At 33.2% G+C, this 14,751-nt stretch carries 14 protein-coding genes and 1 pseudogene; 11 read left to right on the plus strand and 4 right to left on the minus strand.

Annotated elements, in window-relative coordinates; translation table 11 throughout:
- Positions 1-38 precede the first annotated feature (38 nt).
- From ABJD27_RS08035 to ABJD27_RS08080, 10 genes and pseudogenes are all read left to right on the plus strand, one after another.
- Complete coding sequence (locus ABJD27_RS08035; RefSeq protein WP_348172378.1) at positions 39-1,952, plus strand: type II and III secretion system protein; 1,914 nt, start codon at positions 39-41, stop codon at positions 1,950-1,952.
- 2 nt (positions 1,953-1,954) lie between these two features.
- Positions 1,955-3,154 (plus strand): hypothetical protein, encoded by a 1,200-nt coding sequence (locus ABJD27_RS08040; RefSeq protein WP_348172375.1) that lies wholly within the window; start codon positions 1,955-1,957, stop codon positions 3,152-3,154.
- An 11-nt stretch (positions 3,155-3,165) separates the two neighbouring features.
- Complete coding sequence (locus tag ABJD27_RS08045) at positions 3,166-3,690, plus strand: hypothetical protein (protein WP_348172372.1); 525 nt, start codon at positions 3,166-3,168, stop codon at positions 3,688-3,690.
- Positions 3,677-4,639 carry a hypothetical protein gene (locus ABJD27_RS08050; RefSeq protein WP_348172369.1) on the plus strand — a complete coding sequence of 321 codons (963 nt, stop codon included), beginning with the start codon at positions 3,677-3,679 and terminating at the stop codon, positions 4,637-4,639. Before ABJD27_RS08045 ends, ABJD27_RS08050 begins: the two co-directional genes overlap by 14 nt.
- A gap of 2 nt (positions 4,640-4,641) precedes the next feature.
- Positions 4,642-5,145 carry a hypothetical protein gene (locus tag ABJD27_RS08055; protein ID WP_348172366.1) on the plus strand — a complete coding sequence of 168 codons (504 nt, stop codon included), beginning with the start codon at positions 4,642-4,644 and terminating at the stop codon, positions 5,143-5,145.
- Between the two features lie 234 nt (positions 5,146-5,379).
- A pseudogene (locus ABJD27_RS08060) lies at positions 5,380-5,598 on the plus strand (RHS repeat-associated core domain-containing protein); the annotation flags it as partial.
- A complete protein-coding gene (locus ABJD27_RS08065; protein ID WP_348202031.1) occupies positions 5,590-6,471 on the plus strand; it encodes a hypothetical protein in 882 nt (293 codons plus the stop codon). The pseudogene ABJD27_RS08060 and the gene ABJD27_RS08065, both read left to right, overlap by 9 nt.
- Positions 6,472-6,481: 10 nt before the next feature.
- The gene (locus ABJD27_RS08070; RefSeq protein ID WP_348172363.1) at positions 6,482-6,940 is read left to right on the plus strand and encodes a hypothetical protein; all 459 of its coding nucleotides are present in this window, start codon (positions 6,482-6,484) and stop codon (positions 6,938-6,940) included.
- Positions 6,941-7,533: 593 nt separating this feature from the next.
- Positions 7,534-8,574 carry a tyrosine-type recombinase/integrase gene (locus tag ABJD27_RS08075; protein ID WP_348172360.1) on the plus strand — a complete coding sequence of 347 codons (1,041 nt, stop codon included), beginning with the start codon at positions 7,534-7,536 and terminating at the stop codon, positions 8,572-8,574.
- Between the two features lie 274 nt (positions 8,575-8,848).
- Entirely contained in the window at positions 8,849-9,229 is a 381-nt protein-coding gene (locus ABJD27_RS08080) for an STAS/SEC14 domain-containing protein (protein ID WP_348172357.1), read from the plus strand.
- Between the two features lie 365 nt (positions 9,230-9,594).
- Here ABJD27_RS08080 and ABJD27_RS08085 read toward each other — a convergent pair whose 3' ends face one another.
- Positions 9,595-10,917 (minus strand): beta-propeller fold lactonase family protein, encoded by a 1,323-nt coding sequence (locus ABJD27_RS08085; protein ID WP_348172354.1) that lies wholly within the window; start codon positions 10,915-10,917, stop codon positions 9,595-9,597.
- 353 nt (positions 10,918-11,270) lie between these two features.
- Here ABJD27_RS08085 and ABJD27_RS08090 point away from each other — a divergent pair, with 353 nt between their 5' ends.
- Positions 11,271-12,506: a pyridoxal phosphate-dependent aminotransferase family protein gene (locus ABJD27_RS08090; protein ID WP_348172351.1), complete on the plus strand. Its 1,236-nt coding sequence runs from the start codon at positions 11,271-11,273 to the stop codon at positions 12,504-12,506.
- Positions 12,507-12,512: 6 nt separating this feature from the next.
- Here the strand turns inward: ABJD27_RS08090 and ABJD27_RS08095 are convergent, their stop codons facing one another.
- The 3 genes from ABJD27_RS08095 to msrA are packed head-to-tail and all read right to left on the minus strand — an operon-like array spanning position 12,513 to position 14,396.
- Positions 12,513-13,349, minus strand: a complete 837-nt coding sequence (locus ABJD27_RS08095) for an AraC family transcriptional regulator (RefSeq protein ID WP_348172349.1) — start codon at positions 13,347-13,349, stop codon at positions 12,513-12,515.
- Between the two features lie 47 nt (positions 13,350-13,396).
- A complete protein-coding gene (locus ABJD27_RS08100) occupies positions 13,397-13,846 on the minus strand; it encodes a hypothetical protein (protein WP_348172346.1) in 450 nt (149 codons plus the stop codon).
- Between the two features lie 55 nt (positions 13,847-13,901).
- The gene (gene msrA, locus ABJD27_RS08105) at positions 13,902-14,396 is read right to left on the minus strand and encodes a peptide-methionine (S)-S-oxide reductase MsrA (RefSeq protein WP_348172343.1); all 495 of its coding nucleotides are present in this window, start codon (positions 14,394-14,396) and stop codon (positions 13,902-13,904) included.
- Positions 14,397-14,751 lie beyond the last annotated feature (355 nt).

Here is a 14,751-nt window from a genome sequence, read left to right on the forward strand (position 1 = left end):
ATGCTTTGAATTGATGTATGAAAATGAAATTATAAAAAATGAGACAATTAATTTTCTTAGTATTTGCCCTTTGTTCCTTACAGATATTTGGACAAATAAACACAGATAAAATAAGTCAAGAACTAGACAATATAGCCGCTTCTAGAAAGGGGATGATGGAAACATTGCGTATTGATGTAGAAGGACTAACGCTACAAGAACTTATCGCTACTATAGGGGAAGAACATGAGCTTAATTTTAGTGTATCAAATGATCTAGATCAAGTGGTGGGTAGTAATTTTTACGATGTTGTTGTAAAAGATGTACTCCTCTTTTTAGTACAACGCTACCAGTTAGATGTTCAATTCATAAATGGAATCATCGTCTTTGAAAAAAAGAAGCCTCAAGAAAAAAAGGAAATCCCACCACCACCCAAAGTGATTGATGTAAGCTATAATGATAAAAACCAGTTCTTGTCTATTAAATTAAAGAATGATTCCTTACCTGCAGTTGCAAAAGCAATCATTGACGCAACAAATAAGAACATTGTCTTATCTCCAGATATCAAGGACAAAAAAATATCATCCTATATCATTAATAGACCCTATGAGCAAGTACTAGAAATGATGGCAAAATCAAATGGATTGATATTGACCAAAGATGAGCACGATTTTTATTACCTAGAAAAAGACAATACACCTGTAGTAGAAAAATCAAAACCATCTCCGAGACGTCCTAGAAATAGTTCCAGTTCATCAAGACAAGCAACAAATCCTGGAGAAATCAAAATAAGCTTGGATGAAGCAGGATTTATTAATATCAAAGCAATAGATGCTTCTTGTATGCAAATCATAGATCAAATCTCCGAAGAGCTTCATATAAATTACTATATGTATGACACCCCAGCAGAAAGTATAAAAACAACAATAGTTGCAAATGGTATCTCGTTTGATGACCTGCTTGAGAACATGTTTAGAGGGAAAGAATACACGTTTAATAAAGAAGGAGAATACTATTTTATAGGAAAACACAAAACCGATGGCTTGATAGAAACCAAGCTTATCCAGCTAGAAAATAGATCTATAGAAACGGTTCTAGAAACACTACCGCAAACATTACTCGAAGATATAGAGATTAAAGAATTTGTAGACTTAAATGGTTTTGTCGTTACAGGATCCAAAACTCAAATCAAAGCCTTTAAAGATTTTGTAAGAGAGATAGATGTTGTTGTCCCAGTAATACAAATAGAAGTGATGATTGTTCAATATCAGAAAGGATATGATATTAACACCGGACTTCAATTAGGAATCGATCAACAAGAACGAACCACGACAGGGACCTTCCTTCCTTCTTCCGATGTAAGCCTCAATTCAGAATCTGTAAATAGTCTTATAGATTCCTTTAATGGTCTTGGTTTTATAAACTTAGGAAAGGTGACCAAAAACTTTTATGCCAACCTACGCGCTATGGAAAGTAACTCTATGGTGAAGATAACTTCCACCCCAAAACTAGTCACGCTAAATGGGCATGAAGCAAACTCTTCTATAGGAGAAACAAGCTATTATTTTGAACAAAATAACACCCTTATTAACTCAGGAATTAGTGATAATATATTACAATCAGGAACCTTTAAACCTACCGAAGCAAACCTAAGTGTAAAAATAACGCCTGTAGTTTCAAAAGATGAACATGTTACTCTTAGTGTCGAAGTAGAACGGAGTTCCTTTTTAGGAAGAGCAGGAGAAAATGCTCCACCGGATAAAGCAACACAACGATTTGGATCTTCTATTCGAGTTAAAAATAATGAGATGGTTCTTTTAGGAGGTCTAGAAGAATTAGAAAAAGAGAATTCCGGAACTGGAGCTCCAGTACTTTCTAGAATCCCTATTATTAAATGGTTCTTTAGTAACAGAACCAAAAGAAAGGATAAATCAAAATTGCACATCTTTATAAAACCCACTGTTATCTATTAAGTATGACTTCTTCTATAAACATAAAATCACCATTACAAAACACAAAACGGTATTACGCCATCAGTGTGATCCTCTCTAAAGAAACGGTGACATATCATGGCGTTTTGATACGAGATGAATCCCAAGGTGATTTTTATATGGAAGATCAGTTTACAGATGTTTCATTTTCTGAGGTGATCTCGACCTGTAAAAATGACTATCCTATCCTCCTCAACTTTGAAGGCGATCCTATTGCTTCAAGACACACGACATATCAAGAAGGATATATAAAGAAAATACTCTTTAGAGCAGACCTTCAAGATTTCTATATCTATGAGATGATTCAAGATACAGACGTTTTTGTTTCCTACACAAGGAAGAATATGATAGACCCCATACTTGAAGATTTTACACAGGCAGACTTTCAGGTAATACGATATACTTTAGGTCCTTTTGTCGTAAAAAATATACTGCCATATATAGAAGAAGAAGTATCTGTGATTACTACAGGGTGTAGTGAGGTTACGCTTTCGCGAAAGCAAATAACTTCTTTTAACAAAAGTCAAGACATAAAAGAAACGATATATACAGTTCTTAACGAATCAATCTCTCATCAACATCTTACGGCGCTTTCTCTTTTTATAGAAGAAAAAATAAACGCTTCTTATGTGATAGGAAGTGAGGCAATTATTAAAAAGAATAGAGAAGATAGTTATTACAAAAAGATATTTAAAAAAGGGGGTGTTATCGCAATCCTCTTTATTATTTGTTCGTTGCTTATAGGCCATATTTTAAAAACACGCACCTCAAAAGCCTTTTTTGAAAAGCAATCAGAGATATCATATCTACAACAAAGTCAAGCCACGATAGACAAGCTTATTGAAGACAAGAAAAACAAGGAATACATTCTTACACATAGTGGGTTTAATAGAAATGCCATGTTTACAGAATATATTTCTGGAATCACAAATTCGGTGCCTTCGGAGATTGTACTTATCTCCTTAGAAGTACAACCGCCAGAAAAGAAAGTAAAACCAAATGAAAAGATAGACCTTGACTTTAACCTCATAAAAATATCTGGAATAAGCAATGATGATACCGCAGTAGATACTTGGATAGATGCGTTAAAAGAGATGTCATGGATAAAACGTATTGAGGTGACAGATTATGAGCGAAATAGATCCCTAGATGGAAGCTTTGAACTTACCGTTGAAATATCATAAAGCTATAGATTATGTTTAAAAATATACCTTATAAAAAGAAAGTCATATACGCATCCATACTTACGGTATTGATGCTTATGGCTTCTTATAAAAAGAATTTTAAGAAGGTATTGCATATTGATAAACAACTAGCAACACTACGATCTAATCAGCTCGAAAATAGAAATTTTACTTCTGATATCCAGTATCTGAAACAAGAAATAAAGGTGATAGAAAAGTACATAGGAGATGTAAATGTAAGTCCCGAAAGTATACAACAACAGATTATTAAATTCATTTCAAAAACAGCTTCACATATTGAAATTGTGGATATAGAAGGGATTCATCATGCCTCTTTTAATCAGTTCAAGGTGTATACCAATCAAGTAACCGTTTCTGGAGATTATAAAAATGTAATGACACTCTTACATACAATCGAAAAAGAGTTTTCGAGCTCAAAAATAACAAGTACTCATTTTTTTGTCAAAACAGATTATAGGCGTAATCGCAAAGAATTGTTTCTTAAAATAATATTTCAAAACTATGAAAAAGTATAAAATAATAACCCTTATAGGATGCATGCTCATGGCTATATGTATAAGCTGTGATGATGTTTTAGAAGAAGATATTTCTGATGAAGAAGTTGTCCCTTTTTCTCCTTTACAGGGAAATCAGATAGACGGAAATACGGTTAATTTTCAATGGAGTTTTGTAGAAGATGCAGACGCATATAGACTACAAGTACAAAATGATATTCAAAATATAGGTCTCGTATTAGACTCCCTAGTACCAGCCACTTCTTTACAAGTAAATCTACCTTCAGGAAATTATGCCTGGACTGTACGCGCAGAAAATTTTGCCTATGTCACGCCGTTTTTTGAGTCTACATCGTTTAGTGTTGTTTTTTCTGATGATCTGGCATCGCAAAGCGTGACGCTTAGTACGCCAAGCAATAGCCTATTTACAAACAATACCACATTGATTTATACTTGGGAAGCGCTAGCAGCAGCAGACTCCTATGATTTTGAATTACTAAGAGTTTTAAACGGAACAACCACCGTGACTCAAGAAAATACAGTGATGACCTCTATTCAAGTAGATAATAATGTATACGAAGAAGATGCGCAATACTTATGGCGTGTCAAAGCGATAAATGATGAGTCACAAACCACCTTTAGTGAACGCTCCGTTTTTATAGATCGATCTGTACCCGAAGCACCCACGTTAGGTACACCAGCTCAAGATGCCATGTTTGATACAGATACGATAGATTTTGATTGGTCGATAGGTGCAGACACAGGGAATGTACAATCAGAAAGAAGTAGTGTCATCGAGTTTTCAGAAACCGAAGATTTTGAAACCCTAATAGATACGGTAACAGTAAATGTTTCTGAGACAACCTATACATTTACAAATACAGGAGTTATCTACTGGCGTGTACGTGTAGATGATGTCGCTGGAAATATGAGTGCATATAGTGAGATAACCTCTTTTATGATTAACTAGTTGTGAAAAAGAAAATAAACATAGCGTTAATTGTAGTCATGGTAATTGTCTATGGAGGGATTGCCTATAAATATTTTGGAGGCGGTACTTCTAATGAACAAACTGACACAGCTACATATACTGGAGAGCAATTACGCCTTCCAGAAAATAGGGCAGAGAAAGAAAATGTGTTTGCACTCAACCTTTCCAATAGAGATCCATTTTTAGATAAAAAGTATACAGCAAAAAAAAGAGCCTCTTCTATAATTGGAGAAACAACACCAAGAATTAAAACAAATAAAAAACCAATGTCGATACATTGGCCTACCATCACCTATTTAGGATTTACAAAAAGTAACAGTCAAACAAGAAAAACAGCAGTTTTAAGAATTGATGGGAAATTATATAGAAAGAGAGAAGGAAGTACCATTGATCATATCAAAGTTTTGAAAATAGTTGGAGATTCTATTTATATCATGTTTAATAAAAAAGAGAAGCAGTATTTTTATAAAAATAAGGAACAATAACTATTCGGATACTGTATATTTATAAGTAGAAAATTACTTGAAATGATGATTAAAACGGACTGTTTTTTTAGCATTTTTTGACACAATATGGCAAAAAACAGCCATTATTTTAGCTTTTTAAAAACAAGTGATGTGTTTGAAATTTAATATGTAAATTTCTGATTTTCAACAAAAAACAAATGATATAGGTAACTATATTCTTGATGTTCTTACACATAAGATTACTATCCTTTTGGTATGCTTTTACCAGGAAGACACGCTAATACCAGTGATTATAGGTATGGCTTCCAAGGACAAGAACTCGATAATGAGATCAAAGGGGTAGGGAATAGCCAGAACTATACCTTTAGAATGCATGATCCGAGAGTTGGGAGGTTTTTTGCTCAAGATCCATTGTTTAAAGAATATCCTTGGAATTCTCCGTATGCTTTTTCTGAAAACAGAGTGTTAGATGGTGTTGAATTAGAAGGATTAGAGTTAGGGAGATTGCCAAGTACTTTGAATCCTTTCACAATATTTCAATCTGGACCAGCGACTGCCAATTTTGTAGTTGGAACTTCAGAAGATATTGTTGATGGAGTTGTTTATACATCAACCATCATTGTTTCGGGATTAGTAGGAGGTTTCACATTTGGTTATGGAGAAGTAGTTTATGGAGATAAAGGCGGATATCAAACTAAAGTTGAAGTTCCTCAATATGGATTTAGTTGGAATAGAGGTATCTTTGAAGAAGATTATAATGCAGGAACTGGAACTCCAAGTTTTGAAGACGGCATGAGATTGTTTGAAGGGGTTACAGCAATCTATACATTTGGAGAACTTAGTGCTTATAGAAAAGCAGTTTTAGAAGCGAGTAAAGCTAGTGCTAAATCAGAAAGTAGTACGGGTATAAGTGCTATAATTGCTATGCTTAAAACTAATTCTCTAAAGAATAGAGCTGATGAAATAGTAGTAAACTTTGTTGACGAAACTGGTAGTGGTGTATATAGTTTATTAGAAGCTGAAGGAGCAGCCATTATTGAAGATGCTTTCCAAACAACATTAAGAGCTGTTAAGAAAACTGATCCAAAATCTGGTGATTTTATATTTACTACTGGAAGATATAAAAATAAATCTATTGATATGATTAGTGCTCCAAATCACTCAGGCTTTAATATTGATAGCTTTATAAAATCAATTGACTCTCATTTTCGTGATAAAGGGGCTACTACAGATTTTTTTAACATTGATATGAGAGCACTTGATAATGCTGGCAAAAAAAGAGTACAAGATCATGTAAGTAAAATGAGTAAGAGTAATCAAGAGAAAGTAATTTATACACAGTAATTTATAAAAAATGTCAACAAGTATTATTAGATATAATGATAAATATATCGACCCTAATGATTTTATTTTAATTTTAGGCTTGTCTTTATTTAAAGAAAGTGTAAGAAATAAGGGTGTATTGTTATGGTTTGAAAATTATTTAAAAGATATAATTGATCCAATTATTGATATAAAACCAGTAGGATGGGTTACACTATCTTTAGAAGATAATCTTAACTCTAAAGAAAGGAGAATTTATTTAATTAAATTATTAGATGATAGTATAAAGTACATAAAAGAAAATTATGAAGAACAAATCAATGCTACTCAAATAAATCGATTAATGAAATTGGAAGGAAGAGAAAAAAGACCTGAAAAAGCATTTATAACAAGAATTAATATTACAGATGTTCTAGAGGATATAATTCTTTTACTAAACGATGATATAATTGAAGATCATCCACGTATGAATATTTACGAAAAGAATTAGCCCCCCGCTAGCGCTCGTCTGTGACGAGTGCCGTATAGAGTAAGTAGGCACAAAGAATAAAAGCAGTTTTTATTGAGCTATTTTAAAAGAATTAAAAGTATTACTTACTAATACACGGGCTACAATTATTGTAGTAATAAGGGGATCTGTATTATTAATTAAGTATAATTAAGAGGCCGAGTATCGTTGTAAATATTCGGTCTCTATAAAAGTTTTAATTATTATCATTTTAAAGAATACTCATAAACTCTACCCTAACAAGCATACCAAAACATAGTAATCTTAACATATTGTAAAGACGTTATTTGAAAAGTAACTGAATACGTCATTCTGAACTCGTTTCAGAATCTCAGCATTAGTTAGTAATGCTATGAGAAACTGAAACGAGTTCAGTTTGACAGCAGTTATACTTTTTAAATAATCTCTTTTTAACTCATTGTATACTAACCCAACGGTTGTTTACAAAAGAGATGACCTATGTCTATTCGAGTCTGGCTAAGAACTGTTTTCTTCTATCAAGATAAATGCTGTTACCTATTCACACAGGTCATATATCCTCTTTTGTAAACAATGCGATATTAATTTGATTACTCATGAAAAAAACACAACCATTACTTCCTCTTTTTAGGCAGTTTATAAAAGATACACAAACAGGAAAACGCTTAAAAAAGAATGGAGAGCGTATCAAAAAACAATCTATAGACAACTATAGGTATGTACTTCATAATCTAGAGCAATTTACAGAAGGAACCTCTTTTGAGTTACGCATTTGTGACACAACCAAACTTACCAAACGAGAACGTCTTTCAGAGAAAAATTATTGGAAAAAATTCTATAAAAACTACACCAATTTCCTCTACAAAAAAGGATGTCGGGATAATTATGTAGGTTCTAATATTAAAATCATTCGAGTATTCTTAAACTATCTCTCCTATGATAAAGACATCTATACAGGAGATTATCACAGGCTTTTATATGTGCGTAAAGAAGAAGTAGATATCCTGGTATTATCTCCAGAACAGCTTAAGTTTTTAATTCATGATCGGGGGTTTCATGATTCTTTAAAACCGATGCATAAAAAGGTGAAAGATATTTTTGTATTTGGTTGTACTACAGGACTTCGGTATTCGGATATTTTTACATTGACCATCAAAAATTTTGAGTTACAAGACGATCAATGGTATCTTAAAATCAAATCACAAAAAACCAAAACCTATAGTTTTATCAAGCTTCCAGAATATGCCGTTGCTATTTTTAAAAAGTATAGAACCCGTAGTTCTAAAACGTTCCTTTTTGGATCTTTGACACTATTCAATTATAATAAAAACTTGAAACACATAGGCGAACTTGCTGGTTTTACCAATGTGATAGAGCAAACTCGTGAAGTACAAGGCAAGGCTGTAAAAAATAAAAACCAAACCAAGCAAACACGCTTTTGTGATAAGATGAGTTCGCATATGATGCGTCGTACTGCTATCACTACCCTACTCATCTTAGGCATGCCAGAACATCTCGTAAGAAAGATAAGTGGTCATAGCAATATGAGTGCTTCCTTTAACCGCTATGTACACTATGCACAAGCCTATGTAGACAGAGAGATAGACAAGGTACACGAGAAATTAAATACGTACTGACTCTCGTTATTTTCCTCTTTTGGGCAATACGTATTGCATACAAAGCAACCCCTAGACCGGGTACAAAAAACAACTCTGAATACCTCTATTTTCAGAATGAATACGCTTTCGCGAAAGCGTACATATTAAGAATAGAATAATCCATATTCTTCTAGAAAAATAAGAAGAGGTCCAGATCTTATTTATTGAATACATAAAACACTATTCAATTGATAATCATTAAATTATATTCCCGTATCTTTACCATTATAATTAATTGTCATTCCCTAGTGATATGTTTATAGATTTTAGTTTTGCAGATAACACCATAGGCTACGTTATAGAAGGCACTATGGACAAAAAGACCATTTTAGATCTTCGGTCTCAGATTTTAAAAAAACTTGAGATACACGATAAGATTAACCTATATCTAGAAGATAGTAATATTAAACGCTTCTCGTTAAGTGCCGCTACCATAGGTACTTTATTCCCTTTAGAGTATGCAAATCGTTTTAATAAAATTGCGCTAGTAACAAATAGAAAATGGATTCATGCCCTTGCTGCTTTTGATAATGCATTATTAGTAGAAGCGACTTTAAAATACTTTCCTATTAAAGATAGGATGTCTGCCATTTCTTGGATAGTTGACAACGGTCAAATAGGTCAAAATACTTAAAAAATATTCTTCTTTAGTTCGTATGCACATTAACTAGTAAAGTTAATGAGTGCTATTTATTTCTCATTGATATCTGTAATCATCACTTGATCTTTAACAGGATTAAGATCGTGGGTTACGCTTTCGCGAAAGCGTATATATTAAAAATTAGAAGTATGTTGATTGTAATAGATCGTATTAAAACTTTTGAAAAACAACTTAATTTACCTCTTGATTACCAATAAAAGATACCTTTTCTTATAACTGCACATATTTCTAATAGCACTTAGTATATTGCTAAAATCACTTCTTATTTTAAAAATAGCCTATAGCATAAAAGCTATAGGCTATTTATTAATGTTTAATTACATTTAAAAGATGTATTCCTATAGTACAATTAATCCGTATGCGCCAACTGCTGGTAAACCAGATGCTGTATAAAGACCTATTTCTTCTAGATCACCTTCTGGCATGATTTTAAAAACCATAATCGCTCCTTTATTACTTATCAACTGGTTAAGGTAACGTCCATCTTTACTAACAAAACTATCACCAAAAAATAAGCTTTCGTCACTCATTTTAAACGCTTTTTCGTTTTTAAGAGTTAAGCTGCCATTGTTTCCTATATCATAAGAGGTTACAGAACTAGAAAGTGCATTGGAAGCCCAAAGATACTTTTCATCTGGAGAAACTTCTACCCAGCAATTTGCAATTTGTCCTCCTTCTTTATTCTCTCCTGTCATAACATCACCAGAAACCATTTTTATCTGCCCTGCTTTATCTAGTGTATATGAAGACGTAGATCCCGTTTGCCATGAATACTTTGGAGATTGAGGTACCTTGTTTGCTTCTTCTCTGAGCATTCCTGCATTATCCAAAAATCTAGCTTCAGAAACCAGTATCACATGTTTATTTCCTTTTTTGACTATATCAAATCCAACAGGAATAGGCAACCATCTACCATTCTGAACATCATGAGGAGACTTTGTCATGGAGATAGGTTCTGTTGTTAACATCCCATTGGCTTGAACCCCATACACCTTGATTAAACCGCTTACTAATTCTGCAACAACAAGATATTTACCGTCAGATGTAAAAGCAACGCAAGTAGGACGTGCTTTTAAGTCCCTTGTTGAATTTGCAATAGGTGTTAACTTCCCTGATCCATCTATACGATATCCCGTAATGTTTCCGCTAAAGGGAGGGGTTTTTACATTCCCAGAGCTAGCCACATAAACTACTCCTCCATGTGATGCAATACTTAAAGGATGTATATCTCCCGCAGCTACCGTACTTGCAAGAGTAAGACTCTTGTCCTTATTTACATTAAAAGAACTTACTGTTGCATCTCCAGAGTTTACGACCAAAAGATGTTTGCTATCACTGGTTTTAAAAATTCCATACGCAGAAATTAATGGATCTACACCATCTGCAAGAGGGTGAGTAGGGTCATATCCTCCATCAAATATTTCTATATTTCCGGTTCCTGTTCCTCCACTTGCATACTCGCCAATAGCTTCCAGAGAACCATCATCATTCTGTATAAAACCTACAACAGAATTGCCAGAAGTTTTATTTGTTGCAACATAAATCGCACCATCATTAGCGATGGTTTCGCTATTTGGCTCGGTTGTTTTGTTTACGACGGTAAAGCCCAATAATACAGCTGTAACAATTACCGCGACGATCATTTTACTTAGTGTTTTCATAATAAATTAAAAATTTAGTTAGCATTAAAAAAAGTTCTCATTAAACTTGAGAAGTAGTAATTTAATATGCTAAAGCCTAAACGTATTGGACTCTTTTCTTTTTTGAATACAGATCAAAAATAGAGTCCTGAAAATAGTAGAAGTATAATAGAGGGTTACGCTTTCGCGAAAGCGTATATCTTAAAAAGATCGCCTAAAAAGATATTTTAAGAAACTGGATAATTTCTTTTATTCACACCATATAATCTCCTGATATAGATATAATTTAATAACAAATTACATATCTTGAGAGAGATTACAACACTATATATTTAATAATCAACACCCTATATCTCACCTATCTAATACTAATTATGCACGATATTTTTAAAAAAACATATGAAAATAAAGGTCCTATCGGAAATTGGAAAAACAAGATAGAAGGGTCTATTACGTTTCCCGAACTCACAGGAAAAGTGTCAAATAGGATGTTTTACAAAGGTCAAGAATGTATTAATTGGTCTTCTAATAATTATTTAGGATTGGCCAATCATCCAGAGGTAACCAAGGTCGAGATTGAAACTGTTAATGAATGGGGCGGCAGTTATCCTATGGGCTCTAGAATGATGACGGGAGAAACATCATATCATAAAGAATTAGAAAGAAAACTAGCAACCTTTGTAAATAAGGAAGCGGCATTTGTGACAAATATTGGGTATCAAGCGATGCTTTCTTGTATTGATGCATTGGTAGATAAAAATGATATTATAATATACGATGCCGAATGTCATGCGTGTATTGTAGATGGGGTTAGATTGCATGTAGGACAACACTATGCTTTTTCTCACAATAATGTAGATGCTTTAGAACAAAACTTAAAACGAGCAGAAAAGAGAGTAGACAAGACAGGAGGCGGAATCTTAGTCATTACCGAAGGGATTTTTGGAATTCAAGGAGAACAAGGAAAATTAAAAGAGATTATCGCTCTAAAAGCATCGTATAATTTTAGGGTTATGGTAGATGATGCTCATGGTTTTGGTACGATGGGACACGATGGATCTGGAACAGGAACCGAGCAAGGGATACAAGATCATATCGATATTTATTATTCTACGTTTACAAAATCAATGGCTAGTATGGGTGCTTTTATTACCGCAGACAGCAACGTTATAGACTATCTAAAATACAATATGCGCTCTCAAATATTCTCTAGAACATTACCACTTCTATATGTTCTTGGGGCTATTAAAAGACTTGATATCATGCGTAATACTCCAGAATTAAGAAATAAACTTTGGGCAAACACACAAGAATTACAAACTGGATTTAAAAATTTAGGGTATGATATAGGAAAAACTAATTCCTGCGTTACGCCTCTTTATTTATCTGGAGATATTGTTAAAGCTATTCATCTGGTTGAAAAATTAAGAAAAGATTTTTCTATATTTTGCTCAATGGTAGCTTACCCGGTTGTGCCTAAGAAACTTGCGCTCTTAAGAGTAATTCCAACAGCTACTCATACCAAAGAAGATATAGAAGAGACCTTATATGCTTTTTCTAAACCGGAAGTAAAATCAATGGCATTTACAGAAGAAATCAAGCAACAATAATTGCTATTATGTAAATTTTTTCTCTCTAAATTTTGACGGTGAAAGTCCTACTTTTTTCTTGAAAAATCTTGAAAAATGCCCAGATTCATTGTACCCGAGTTCATATGCAATTTCTTTTGCTGTTTTATCAGAATAAAGTAATAATCGTTTTGCTTCTAGTAATATCCTGTCATTTATGATTGTTAATGGTAGTGCATCACCCATCTTTTTAAATAACGTAGATAGGGTTTTGGGTGTTTTATGTAACATATCGGCATAGTCTGCAACTTGATGTTTTTCTCTAAAATGTTTTTCGACCAATACATTATAACGCCTAACAATATCTAGTTGAGTAGATGGAATCGTAACATCATTAAGTTCCTTTCTTATGAGTCTGCTTGATTTTATAAGTATCCTTTTAAGCAAGACTCTAAGCATCTCACCTTGGATGTGGTCTTTTTCTTCAAACTCTTCTTCTAAGATATAAAACATGGCTTGAAAGCATGTTGTATCTTTTTTATTTAATGTAATAATTGGAGGTGTAGACGAACCAAAAAACAGAAACCCATTACATGATACTTCTTCATCATGATCCCTAATACAATAAAATTCTCGATTAAAAACTATCGCTATTAGACCATCTTCCTTTGGAATATCAAGCACGTTTAATGGCGTGCAAAAAATCATTTGATCCTTTTTTAGAACGATTTCATATCCATCTATACCGATAGTGACATCTTTATCGTTACTCCATACAATTTTATAGCTTCCTTTTCTCTTAAGTAAATATTGAGATGGATCACAATTAAAATTTGTTACAACAAAAGAACTCTCATCTTTAAAATCTTCATATTCTAATCTCATACTCAAAGAAAGGAAATTAAATTAAATGTTTTAGGTTCTTTCCTGTTTTAAAATTCAAATCCGAGATGCATTCCTAGTATAATTTCTGAGTTCTCACCTAATATAAGCCCCGAGACTGGGCCAAAATGAAACCATTCTGAAAGACGAATATTACCTTCTGCTTCTACATACGCAGATACTTCAAAATCCCTTTCTTCTCCAGACAAGCCAAAATTTGGTCCTACGTTAAGTGTCATCCATCTAGTAACATTCCAACTACCAAGTAGTGCTATATCATGTAATGTTTCTTCATCTTCAAACTTTGCTGTATATGACAATCCACCACCCCATTCTTCATTATGCCAATATGTTAAGTGTATCTCAGTCCCATAGGCACTTTCATCCTCTTTTAAAGAAGAAGAATAAATCCCTGATGTGATAATCTCTATTACAGGTTTTTCTTCTTCTTTTTCAATATCCTCGTCATGTTGTGCATACAGTGATAGCGAAGCAAACATGAGTACTATTAAAACGAAATATTCCTTTATCATCTTTTATATAAGTGGTTTATATCTATTTAATAAAACTACCAAATCTTTCAAAATGGCAAGTATATCCATTAGGTTTCCTAACCAAGTAATCTTGATGTTCTGGTTCTGCTGGCCAAAACTTTGTAAATGGCTCTAGCGTAGTAACAGCATCTCCTCCCCATTTACCTGAATTATCTACAAGTTTTATAACCTCTTTTGCGTCACTTACCTCTTCTTCATTTTGGAAAAATATAGTAGATCGATAACTCGACCCTCTATCATTTCCCTGTCTATCTAATGTTGTAGGGTTATGAATTCTAAAGAAATAATCTAAAATGTGTTTAAATGATGTTTTATCTGAATCGTATGTTATTTCGATACCTTCTGCATGACCTGGGTGATTCCTATAGGTTGGATGATCATTTTCTCCTCCTAAATAACCTACTTCAGTATTCTTAATCCCTGGTCTTACTCTAAACAAGTCTTCCATTCCCCAAAAACATCCACCTGCGATATATGCTTTTTTAAAATTTCCCATAATCTAATTTTTTAATAATTGTATTTAATGTACTGTAGAAGAACGTTCATACTGTATTACATTCAAATCTTTATCTTTAATAATGCTCTTTGACAACCATACGTATACCTTTTGTTTAGGGTCATACCCGAGCATTGAAAACTCCTCTCCATAAGGACAATTAGGGAAGTCTGGAAAACCTCTTCGCAAAACATAACAATTAGTATCTTCTGTAAATTTGTCTTTATAAATTCTTGGTAAATAGCCAAATTTTAAATCTGTAGAAGAGTTCTTTTCCCCACAATACTTACGTTTATATATGTTATAAATAAAACAAGTTATACACTTGCCTTATGACAACAATTTACAATATAAC

Origin of the sequence: Dokdonia sp. (genome assembly GCF_039945015.1) — a bacterium.
In the GTDB taxonomy this organism is placed as follows: Bacteria; Bacteroidota; Bacteroidia; order Flavobacteriales; family Flavobacteriaceae; genus Dokdonia.